The organism is Brachyspira pilosicoli, from assembly GCF_008016535.1.
Taxonomy (GTDB): domain Bacteria; phylum Spirochaetota; class Brachyspiria; order Brachyspirales; family Brachyspiraceae; genus Brachyspira; species Brachyspira pilosicoli_A.
This window is the reverse complement of record NZ_SAXY01000055.1, coordinates 85,074-96,514: the sequence shown is the minus strand read 5'-3', so window position 1 is coordinate 96,514 and position 11,441 is coordinate 85,074. Positions and strand designations below refer to the sequence as shown.

At 28.4% G+C, this 11,441-nt stretch carries 13 protein-coding genes; 6 read left to right on the top strand and 7 right to left on the bottom strand.

Annotation, left to right across the window (positions count from 1 at the left end; genetic code table 11):
• The first annotated feature begins 247 nt into the window (after positions 1-247).
• Positions 248-754, top strand: a complete 507-nt coding sequence (locus tag EPJ72_RS09385) for an MjaI family restriction endonuclease (protein ID WP_158636894.1) — start codon at positions 248-250, stop codon at positions 752-754.
• On the opposite strand, the gene EPJ72_RS09380 is transcribed toward EPJ72_RS09385, so the two are convergent.
• Positions 751-2,019 (bottom strand): DNA methyltransferase, encoded by a 1,269-nt coding sequence (locus EPJ72_RS09380; RefSeq protein WP_147731902.1) that lies wholly within the window; start codon positions 2,017-2,019, stop codon positions 751-753. The two genes, EPJ72_RS09385 and EPJ72_RS09380, sit on opposite strands and share 4 nt — an antisense overlap.
• Before the next feature lie 236 nt (positions 2,020-2,255).
• On the opposite strand from EPJ72_RS09380, the gene EPJ72_RS09375 reads away from it, so the two are divergent.
• Genes EPJ72_RS09375 through EPJ72_RS09365 form a run of 3 tightly spaced genes read left to right on the top strand, consistent with a single transcriptional unit; the run spans position 2,256 to position 4,808 of the window.
• Positions 2,256-3,491: a peptidase U32 family protein gene (locus tag EPJ72_RS09375; RefSeq protein WP_147731901.1), complete on the top strand. Its 1,236-nt coding sequence runs from the start codon at positions 2,256-2,258 to the stop codon at positions 3,489-3,491.
• A 19-nt stretch (positions 3,492-3,510) separates the two neighbouring features.
• On the top strand, positions 3,511-3,921 hold the full coding sequence (ruvX, locus tag EPJ72_RS09370) for a Holliday junction resolvase RuvX (protein WP_147731908.1): 411 nt from the start codon (positions 3,511-3,513) through the stop codon (positions 3,919-3,921).
• Between the two features lie 50 nt (positions 3,922-3,971).
• Positions 3,972-4,808: an Rpn family recombination-promoting nuclease/putative transposase gene (locus EPJ72_RS09365; RefSeq protein WP_147731900.1), complete on the top strand. Its 837-nt coding sequence runs from the start codon at positions 3,972-3,974 to the stop codon at positions 4,806-4,808.
• Positions 4,809-4,835: 27 nt separating this feature from the next.
• On the opposite strand, the gene ruvC is transcribed toward EPJ72_RS09365, so the two are convergent.
• The 5 genes from ruvC to EPJ72_RS09340 form a co-directional block, all read right to left on the bottom strand.
• Entirely contained in the window at positions 4,836-5,309 is a 474-nt protein-coding gene (gene ruvC / locus EPJ72_RS09360; RefSeq protein WP_147731899.1) for a crossover junction endodeoxyribonuclease RuvC, read from the bottom strand.
• 9 nt (positions 5,310-5,318) lie between these two features.
• A complete protein-coding gene (locus EPJ72_RS09355) occupies positions 5,319-6,065 on the bottom strand; it encodes a YebC/PmpR family DNA-binding transcriptional regulator (RefSeq protein WP_147731898.1) in 747 nt (248 codons plus the stop codon).
• A 158-nt stretch (positions 6,066-6,223) separates the two neighbouring features.
• Positions 6,224-6,541: a hypothetical protein gene (locus EPJ72_RS09350; RefSeq protein ID WP_147731897.1), complete on the bottom strand. Its 318-nt coding sequence runs from the start codon at positions 6,539-6,541 to the stop codon at positions 6,224-6,226.
• A complete protein-coding gene (locus EPJ72_RS09345) occupies positions 6,505-7,056 on the bottom strand; it encodes a hypothetical protein (RefSeq protein ID WP_147731896.1) in 552 nt (183 codons plus the stop codon). Before EPJ72_RS09345 ends, EPJ72_RS09350 begins: the two co-directional genes overlap by 37 nt.
• A 180-nt stretch (positions 7,057-7,236) precedes the next feature.
• A complete protein-coding gene (locus tag EPJ72_RS09340; RefSeq protein WP_147731895.1) occupies positions 7,237-8,073 on the bottom strand; it encodes a flagellin N-terminal helical domain-containing protein in 837 nt (278 codons plus the stop codon).
• 376 nt (positions 8,074-8,449) lie between these two features.
• Between EPJ72_RS09340 and purM the strand changes: the two genes are divergently transcribed.
• Positions 8,450-9,460 (top strand): phosphoribosylformylglycinamidine cyclo-ligase, encoded by a 1,011-nt coding sequence (gene purM / locus EPJ72_RS09335; protein ID WP_147731894.1) that lies wholly within the window; start codon positions 8,450-8,452, stop codon positions 9,458-9,460.
• Positions 9,448-10,014 (top strand): phosphoribosylglycinamide formyltransferase, encoded by a 567-nt coding sequence (purN, locus tag EPJ72_RS09330; RefSeq protein ID WP_147731893.1) that lies wholly within the window; start codon positions 9,448-9,450, stop codon positions 10,012-10,014. The genes purM and purN overlap by 13 nt, the downstream gene beginning before the upstream one ends.
• A gap of 367 nt (positions 10,015-10,381) precedes the next feature.
• On the opposite strand, the gene EPJ72_RS09325 is transcribed toward purN, so the two are convergent.
• Complete coding sequence (locus EPJ72_RS09325) at positions 10,382-11,380, bottom strand: Ldh family oxidoreductase (protein WP_147731892.1); 999 nt, start codon at positions 11,378-11,380, stop codon at positions 10,382-10,384.
• Positions 11,381-11,441 lie beyond the last annotated feature (61 nt).

The following is an 11,441-nucleotide window of genomic DNA, read 5'->3' as shown; positions in this document are numbered from 1 at the left end:
ACTATAAATAATTTAAATTCTGTGCTATAATCTCTTTTCATAGTAGCATCCTTTTTATTTGTTTTATGTTCAAAATATTATAACAAGGATACTGCTTTTTTTATACTAAAAAATGTCCAATATCTCATACTCCTTAACATATAAATTAATAGGAGTTATAATATATGAAATTTGAATTAACAAAAGAAGAATTGAAAAAATTAATACATCTATAAAAATAGAATTTCCAAAGTACACAACACAATTAATGAATTTAGCAAATCAAAATGCTCAAGGTACTCGCCCAAAAGTAGTTGGTACTTTATCTGAAATATTTCAAGAGTTTATGAATAATAATAAAAATATAAGCATTGAAGATTGGAAAGAATGGTATTTAAAAAAATATCCAGATGCAATAGATAATGCAGCAGAAAAAATAGAAGGAAGTATAAATGATCTTAAAAAAGCCATTAAGTTGATAACTAAAAAAATGATATATGAATGGGCAGAAGACTTAGTTATAAATAAAACTTTTAACGGATTATATATACAAAAAGCAATACTTCAAAAATTGGTACAAATTAAAAAAGAAAATTACATACTATCTACAAAAGAAGAAGAATCTCATGGTATAGATGGATATGTTGGAGATACAGCATATTCTATTAAATCAATTAGCTATAAAACAAATAGATTAAATGAAAAAATAAATGTAAAAATGATTTATTATAATAAAATCTCTGAAGATAGCTTTGATATAGAAATAGAAGATTAATTTATATTTAATAAGCTCAAAAAACTTTTTTTATATATATAATCAGATTCTCTTTCAACATCAACATATCCAGTCTTTATTAAATGTCTGTTGATAAAAGTCTTATTTTTTAAATATATGTAGCAAAGCATATTATTATCATTATCATATTTAAGAGAATCATATTTTAAAAATATTTTTCTTTTTTTTAATTTATCCTCTAAAAATTCTATAGCTTCTTTCTCAAATTTTTTAATGGGCTTAATACCTATAAGTTTAATTACAATATTGTTGTCAATTTCAATCTTGTTAGGGCTTATTATATTTTTTACTTGAAAAAATTTTTCTTCTTCTATCTTTTTATTATCTATCTTTGAACCAAATTGTATCTTCTTTATATCTATTTTTTTGTCCATTTTATGCGGGTCTTGAAATATATAGGGTAAATCTTTTTCAAAATTTTCTGAATCATTATCAATATCAAATATAAATTTATTATTTAAATCATTTTGTTCTACATTCAATTTATTTTTTATAATAGGAATAAAATTTTTATTAATTTCATATCCTATAGAATTCCTTCCAAGATTTTTTGCAGCTAATAAAGTAGTACCGCTTCCAGCAAAAGGGTCAAATACTGTTTCATTAATAAAAGAAAACATCTTTATTAATCTCCTAGGAAGTTCTTCTGGAAACATAGCTATATGTTCATTTTGTTTAGTTCCGCCAAAAGTCCAATGTGAAGCAAAATATGTATTCCATTCTTCTTTGCTTAATACCGACTCTTCTTTTTGTTCTCTTGTAGGTTTTGGAGCATTTCCTAACTTTTTAAATATTAAAATAAACTCATAATCTATTTTTAATATTCCATTTCTAGGATAAGGAAAACTCCCCATTACAGAGCCTCCACCAGAAGTATTCATAGTAGTATTTTTTTGCCATATTATTGCCCCCATATAATCCATACCTAAAGTTTCGCAAAATCTTATAATTTCTGTCCTTATAGGTATAACTTTATATCTGCCATAATATACGGATCTAGCAAATTGATCGCCTATATTTATACACAATCTGCATCCATCAGATAAAATTCTATAGCACTCTTTCCAAACTAAATTTAAATTATTAATATATTCCTCATAACTATCATTAAACCCTATTTGATTTTCAGAACCATAATCTTTTAATTGCCAATATGGAGGAGAAGTAATGATTAATTGCACAGATTTATCTTCTATTTTGCTTAAATATCTGCTGTCGCCTAGTATTATTTTATGACTAATCATGAAATTATTCCCATTTTGAAAAATTAAATATAATATTTTTATTATGTTATAGTTTAACGATAATGTCAACATATTAATTTATAATATTTTATTGAAATATTTAACTTATTAAAATATACTGATGTTTAACTTTTTTACTTAATAGCATTAGAACATTAAAAAATTATTAGATTTGTAATAATTTAAAATAATAAAACAATTAAAAGAACATAACAATAAATGGAGATAAATAAAAAATGGAATTACTAGCACCAGCAGGCAATAAAGAAAAATTGGAAGTAGCATATCATTATGGAGCTGATGCAGCTTATATAGGAGGTGCTTTATTTAATTTAAGACATCAAAGCAAAAACACAACCATAGAAGAACTTGCTCAATGTTCGGATATTGCTAAAAACCTAAACAAAAAAATATATCTTACATTAAATGCTTTTTTGCATGAATATGATAAAAATAATTTAAAAGACTATTTAAAAGAGATATCAAGTTTAAATATAGATGCATTTATAGTTTCAGATTTGGGAGTGTTGGCTGCAGTTAAAGAAGTGATGCCAGATGCCACTATTCATATAAGCACGCAGGCATCAGTTACAAATAGCTATTCTTGTAAGATATATGAAAGCCTTGGAGCAAGCAGAATAATATTAGCAAGAGAGCTTTCATTATACGAGATAAAAGAGATTAGAGATAATACTGATTTGGAATTAGAGAGTTTTGTGCATGGAGCAGTATGCATGTCTTATTCTGGAAGGTGCTTACTTTCAAATTTTTTAAATAACAGAGATGCAAACGGCGGAGAATGCTCACAAGTTTGCAGATGGAATTTTAAAACATATATAGAAGAGAAAACAAGACCAGGCGAGTTTATGGAGATAGAAGAGGGAGATGAGCATTCTACAATATTGAGCAGCAGAGATTTACAAATGGCAGAATATTTGCATTTACTTCAGAAATCTGGAATTGATTCTGTTAAAATTGAAGGCAGAATGAAGAGTGTTTATTATGTTGCTAATACTGTTAGAGTTTATAGGGTGTTATTGGATTTACTTGAAAGAATCGGCTATGAATCCTATCCTGAAGCTATAAAAAAAGAACCTATTGCAAGCTATTTAAAAGAGTTAGATACAATAAGCAGAAGAGAAAGCGATACAGGTTTTTATTTTGGACGTGATAACATAAAGCCAACATTAAAAGGATATTTAAAAGGCAGAAGGCTTATGGGTATGATTGCCGATGACAGCGAAGAATATGCAAAAATAACTGTTTATAACACAATTAAAAATGGAGATGAATTAATATATATAGGCAAAGATTTTTTAAAGCATAATGATAATAGATTTAAACTACTTATAAAGACAGAAGAAAATGAGTTTGTGGAAGTTGATAATATTAGAAATGTAGATAATGCCTATATAAAATCAAGTGTTCATAATTTTAAGAAATACGACATTATCACTATAGAGGAAGAATAAAATAATAAATAATATTATGATGATATTAGCTGTAGATTTCGGACGCAAAAAAACAGGCACTGCTTTTATGGATATGAACATAAAAATTCCTTTTCCATGCAAACTCATAGAAGAAAGCAATGCAAGAAAAGTAAAACGAGCCTTGATGGACATAATAGAAGAGAAAAAAATTGACACTGTTGTTTTTGGGCTTCCTTTGTCAGATGAAGGAAAAGAGAGCGAATGGTGTGCTGAGATAAGAAGGTTTTCAGAGTTTCTTTTAAAAAGCGTAAAAGTAAATGTTGTTTTTGTAGATGAATACGGCACTTCAAAAGATGCTGATTTTATTTTGAGGGGCAAAAAGAAAAGAGTTAAAAAAAAGGCTAATGATTTAATTGCTGCTGTTTTAATATTAGAAAATTATCTTAATATTTTAAATAAAAATAATTAATTAAAATATTAAGTTTTGACTTTTGATTTCTATTTTGCTATAATATATTCATGAACGAGTTTAATATCACTGTAGATACATTAAATAAAAAGAATGATTGTTTTGTAAGGTATCTTTTTTCAAATCTTGGAAACGAAAAGATAGTATTAAATTTTGTTAATGCTGTTATGGACAATTTAAATTTCAAAACTTTTGAAACTTTAGAGATACTAAATCCATTTAATTTGCAAAAATATCTTAATTCAAAAGAAAGTGTAGTGGATATAAAATGCACAGCTGACACAGGCGAAGTTGTTATAATAGAGATACAGCTGCAAGGCAATGAAACTTTTATTAAAAGAACATTATTTTATTGGGCAAGCAATTATAGTTTAAATTTAAATAAAGGTGATGATTATAATAAGCTTCTTCCTGTGATAAGCATAAATATTTTAGACTTTGTTTTGTTTGACGGCATAGAAGAGTGCTGCAGCTGCTATATATTAAAAGAATTAAAACACAATAAAATACTTACAGATCATTGTCAATTTCATTTTTTGGAATTGCCGAAATTTAATTATGATAAACAACTAAATAAAGATTTAAATAGTTGGTACAAATTTTTTATTGGAGGTGAGAGAATGTCAAACCTAATAAAAGAAAACACAATATTCGATGAAGTAGATAAAAAATGTAAATCATTTATATCAGAAAATCCATTACTTGATGTATATAAGATAAAAGAAGCAGAAGAATATTTCCAAAAAGAAACACTTCATAAAGAATTAGAAAAAGGTAAAAAATACAGCACATTGATAATAGCAAAAGCAATGAAAGAAGATGGAACAGATTTTAAATTAATATCAAAATATACAGGATTAAGCATAGAAGAGATAGAAAAACTTTAAAAACATTAATTTACAAAATATAAAAAATTATTTCAAAATTCTGTTTCTTGAAGCATGTGCCAAAGCAATAGCTACAGCATCAGCAGTGTCATCTTGCTTAATGTTTGAACCTGTAAAAAGATTAACCATTTTTATAACTGCATCTTTATTAGCGTTTCCATTTCCTGTTATTTGTGATTTTATTTCTCTTGGCTTATACTCTCTAAACTCTATATTATTTAAAGTAAGTGCTAATATTATAACACCTCTTGCCTCAGCAACTTTTATTGCAGTTTTTGTATTCTTTGAAAAGAAAAGCTCTTCTATTGAAGCATTGTCTGGTTTGTATTGTTTAATGAGTGAGTCTAGTTGAGTATATATAAATGAAAGTCTTTGATTATATTCTTTATCTGAAAAGGTTTCGATAAGCCCAGAATTTACTATTTTGTATTCGGAGTTTTTTGCCTCTACAAAAGCGTAACCGCATCTAGCAAATCCCGGGTCTATACCTAAAGTTATCATTAATTAATATTATTCTTCTTCTATTAAGTTATCTGTAATTTCTAAGTTAGTAGCTACAGCAGAAACATCATCATGATCTTCAAAAAGTGAAATTATCTTCATAACTTTTTTAGCATCATTTTCAGCTATAGTCATAGTATTATCAGCAACGCGTACTATTTCAGCACTTTCAGGCTCAATATTTTTAGCCTTTAAAGCATCAACTATAGAAGATAAAGCTTCCATAGGTCCAGTGACAGTAAATACTTCTTCATCTTGTTCAATATCTTCAGCACCAGCATCTAAAACTATATCCATTAAGCTCTCTTCAGTATTGCCAGCAGCAGGAATAATAACTACAGCCTTCTTCTTAAACTGCCAAGAAACAGCACCGTTCTCTGCTAAGTTTCCGCCGTTTTTGCTAAATATTGACCTTATCTCAGCAGCAGTTCTGTTTTTATTGTCTGTAGCAACATCTACTATGATTGCAACACCACCCGGAGCATAACCCTCATAAGACATCTCTTCTATATTAGCACCTTCACCTGCACCTGAACCTCTTTTAATGGCTCTGTCTATATTATCATTAGGCATATTAGTGACTTTAGCTTTTAATATTACCATTCTTAATCTTGCATTTTGATCTGGGTCTGGGCTTCCGCCTTCTTTTACTGCGATTGTAATTTCTTTTGCTATTTTTGACCAAATCTTACCTTTTTTTGAATCATTTGCGGCTTTTTTATGTTTAATACTAGCCCACTTGGAGTGTCCTGACATATTACACCTCTGTTTTTATTAGATTTTTTATTTATAGAATTTAAAATATTACTTGCCTAGATTATATAACAAAAACAAACTATTGTCAAATTTTTATTTATTTATTTTAAAAAACAAATTAATGCACCATAATAATAATTATAGTGCCTTAAAAAATTTTAATTATATTTTATTTCATTTTGTTTAATATAATCATCCAAATTTCCACTAAGTCCGCCTCCAGAATTACTAGTATACGAATATTCAAAATCAAATGTACAATATGAATTATCTATAAATTTAAGTTCAATTTCTAAAACAGCATCTTTTGCATCATATGTAGTTTTATATAAATAATTCTCATAAATATTTTGACTATTTTTTGTTATCTGCTCGGCAGGTATTTTAAACCTACTCTCATTATCATAAAAATGTTCTATTGAGCCGTCTTTATATATCTTTATACTACGATGAGTACCCCCCCCCCATTGGTGCATTTATAAGTGCCTGCATATTGAGGATCTATACCTGTTCCGTTAGGTAATTTATTTATACTATAATTTATATCCTGAAGAGAGCTTTGATAATATTTATACTCTTTACCTTTAATATTTCCCAAAGTTCCTGAAGAAAAAGAAATAACAGCATCTAATTTTTTTTGCGGAGCTTCGTAATAAACTTTAAATCCGTTATCAGCACTGCTATATTGTATATTTGTAATAAATACTACTTTATCACCAGAAGAGCTTCCCATTTTTCTTATATAATAATTCTCGCCAAATACATGAACTCTGTAATCCTGTTTCCAAGCACCTGCATATTTAGATAAAGAAGGCTGAGTTTGACCGCCGTCACCTGTATTGCCTCCATTTCCGCTGCCTGCGTTTCCTCCTGTATCACCGCCGCCGCCTGATACATCACCTTGATTATTTGGATTATTAGGATTTTCTTTAGAACAAGATAATACAAAAAAGAAAGATAAAATAATAATAGCTATAATTTTTTTATACATAAAAACCTCCTAACTTTATTATATAAAAATATATTAGTATTATCATAAATAATCTTATATATTTATAATATAATCAATAGGAGTTAGTAAATCAAATTTTTATGTAATTTTTTTAAAAAAAAGCTCATCAGTATAAAATACCAATGAGCTTTTTACTATATTTGTAATAAGACGACTAAATTATCCAATAACTCTCATTATAGATTGGTTTTTCATATTAGCATTAGCCAACATAGCAGCACCAGTTTGCTGTAAGATTTGTTCACGAGTATAAGCAACCATAGATTGAGCCATATCAGCATCTCTTATAACACTTTCAGAAGCGATAGTGTTTTCAGTAGCTATCATTAAGCTTTTTACCATAGATTCCATTCTGTTTTGAACAGCACCTAATTCAGCTCTTTGAGCAACAACCATTTGTATACCTTCATCTATTCTTCCTAAAGATTGGTTAGCAGTTTCAACAGAAGAGATAGAAAGAGGAGTATCACCGCCAACTTGTAAGTTAGCAGCAGTCATAGCGCCTATATTAACAGATACTCTCTGATCCATATTAGCACCTATATGAAAAGTAATAGGAGTTTGACCGTCAGCAGCAAAACGGCCTGTTAACATATTCATTTTGTTGAATTCAGCTTGAGAAGCGATTCTGTCAACTTCAGCTACTAATTGATTAACTTCTACTTGAATTAAAGCTCTGTCGCTGTCAGAATATATTCCGTTAGCAGACTGAATAGCTAATTCTCTCATTCTTTGCATAATGTTAGTAGTTTCATTTAAGTAACCTTCAGCTGTTTGAATGAAAGATATACCGTTTTGAGCGTTTCTAGTAGCTTGCTGAAGACCGCGGTATTGAGAACGCATTTTTTCAGATACTGCTAAACCAGAAGCATCATCACCTGCAGTATTAATTCTCATACCGCTAGAAAGATGTTGAATTGTTTTTGTCATTTGATTGCCAGTTAAGTTTAACTGTCTGTTTGCATTTAATGCAGAAACATTATTGTTGATAATCATAGTTACTACCCTCCATGAATAGTCATTAAAAAATTATAATTTACAAATTTATTATGTTTTGTATATTATCTAGTCATCCCATACAAAATAATAACATAATATTAAATATATTATAATATATTTTTTAAAAAAGTAAATACTAATTTTTTAAAAAATATACCGATAATGATAATTCGCATTTATTTTTAAAAAGTTTCTTCTTTAATATATTTAATAAACTGATTTAATAATAATAAAATAATACAACATATAATTCTTAATATAATCATAAATTAATAATATCATAAACAAAATAAAAAATTATGCTTGTACTATAAAATATTTTTTGTTATACTTAAGAACATATTAACTCACATATAAAAAAGGAATAAATTTTATGTCTGTTTCTTATGAAGAAAGCGGTGTAAGCAGAGAAGAAGGCTATAAAGCTGTATCTCTTATGAAAGAAGTAGTTGCTAAAACTATGAATAATAATGTATTAAACAATATTGGAAGTTTTGGGGCTATGTATGAACTTGGTAAATACAATAACCCTGTTTTAGTATCTGGTACTGACGGAGTGGGTACTAAATTAGAGATTGCATTCTCCATAAAAAAATATGATACTGTTGGAATTGATGCTGTGGCTATGTGCGTTAATGATGTGCTTTGTCATGGTGCTAAGCCTATTTTCTTTTTGGATTATCTTGCTTGCGGAAAACTTAACAGCGAAACTGCTGCTCTTATAGTAAAAGGTATCGCTGACGGATGTTATGAAGCGGGAGCTGCTTTGATTGGCGGTGAAACTGCTGAGATGCCAGGTTTTTACAAAGAAGGTGATTATGATATCGCTGGTTTTTGTGTGGGTGTTGTTGAAAAAGATAAAATTATAGACGGAAGTAAAGTTAAAGAAGATGATGTTATATTAGGCATAGCTTCTTCTGGTTTTCATAGTAATGGTTTTTCTCTTATAAGAAAATTAGTAAGAGATTATAATGCTGCATTTGAAGATAAAAAAATTGGAGAAGTGCTTCTTACTCCTACTAGAATATATGTTAAACCTATACTTAAATTATTAGAAAAATATAATATTAAAGGTATGGCTCATATTACAGGGGGAGGTTTAATAGAGAATGTTCCTAGAGCTTTCAAAAAAGATTATAAAGCTGTAATAAACAAAAATAGTTTTAATACACCTGAAATATTTAAGTATATTCAATATCTTGGAAACATAAAAGAAGAAGAGATGTATAATACTTTTAATATGGGTATCGGTTTTGTAATTATTGTTGATAAGGATGAAAAAGATAATATTATAAATGAATTAAAAGAAATGAAAGAAACTGTTTATGAAATTGGACATATAGAGAAAAATAATGGAGAAAGCAGCGGAATATGTTTAATATAGCAGTATTAATTTCCGGAGGCGGAAGCAATTTAAAATCGTTAATAGACAATCAAAAAGAATATTACAAAATAAATATAGTAATTGCTGATAGGGATTGCGGAGGATTAAATATTGCTAAAGATGCAAATATAGATGCCGTTTTAATAGACAGAAAAGAATATAAAGAAAAGTTATCACAAAAAATTGATGAAGAGCTTAAAAAATATAATATTGATTTAATAGTTCTTGCTGGTTATTTATCTATAGTAGACAGCAATTTTATATCTAAATGGAAAAACAAAATAATAAATATTCACCCATCGCTTTTACCAAAATATGGCGGTAAAGGAATGTATGGAATTAAGGTTCATGAAGCAGTTATCAAAAACAAAGAAAAAGAATCAGGCTGCACTGTGCATTATGTAACAGACACTATAGACGGAGGCGACATTATAATGCAAAACAAAGTAGATGTATTAGAAGATGATACTGCAGATATACTTCAAAAAAGGGTATTGGTAGAGGAGCATAAAATACTACCAGCAACCGTTATAAAATTAGCTTCTGAGAAATAATGCGGACTTCGTCAAAGTTGCAAAAAGTGCAAGTGTTTTAGCTTTATAAATCTCATATCTTTATATATAAGGAATATGTATTAAATATAATGTAATACCTAAATCTGAGTTAAAAAAATGCAGTCTTTTTGCTTCTTTGGGTCACCAAAAGAAGTGGGGGTACGGGGGCTAGCCCCCGAATATAATAGAATTTTAAAAAATTATGAACTTAAAAAATATTTAGAATACATTAATTTTATAATTTTTTTATTCAACTTTTTCCCGCGTACGAGCTGTACCACCTTGCCGCACGATAATGCTATGCTTTAATTATAACTTCTTAGACGTGCGGGGGAATGTATTTTAATATACAATTAAATTTCTAGAGTCAATCTCCAAAAACATATTTATAAACTTTATCAGATAAAGGTATGCCGTTTTTTAAGTAATCTCTATAACAAGCTTCTTTTCTCTCACCCGGTATTGTTATAGGATTATTTTCATCTAATGGAGGCTCTTTTCTTATATCATCTATAAATGATTGAACAGTATCCAAATAATCTTCATTATAAACAAAAGGATCAACTACAAGCATAAATGTTGATAAATCTCTTTTTTTATCCATATCCCCATACATTTTAACTAAATTATTACAATAAACATTTCCAATCAAAAGCCCAGTAAAAGCCTCTATCATAGTCATAATAACATACCCTTTAGCCCCGCCAAAAGGTACAACATATTTTATTTTTTTAGGGTCATCTGTAGGATTACCATTCTCATCAACGCCCCAATTATTTGGTATAGTTTCATTATTATCACGAGCTGTAAATATTCTTCCGAGCGAAACTTCACTAGTAGCCATATCTCCAAGTAAAAAATCTTTTGCAGCAGGGAAACCATAACTTATAGGATTAGTGCCAAAAAAACAACTTTTTCCACCATAAGGTATTACACAAGGGTCTGTATTAACCATTATTAATGATACTTTTTTACTATCTATAGCCATTTTATTATAATAACCCAAAGAACCGCAATGACTATTATTTTTTATACCTATTACAGCAATCCCTTGTTTGTCTGCAGTATCTATTGCCCATTCTGCAGCTTTCTTCATAGCAATATGCCCAAAACCTCCGTATGCATCCATTAATGCAAATGAAGGCTTTTTTGCTTCTATATTAAAATTCGATTTTAAATTTATGCCTCCAGCTTTTATTCTATTTATATAATGCTCAAGTCTTATAACACCATGAGAATGAATACCCCTCACATCCGCATAACATAAAACATCAGCAACAATCTCTGCATCATATTCACTAACATCTGCTAATACTAATTTTTTTATCACAGCTTCTTTTAATTCTTCAAAACTAACATTTATCATAACTTTAATTCCTGCATAATTTTTATATACATAGTATTAAAGTTTACATAATATTTTATTA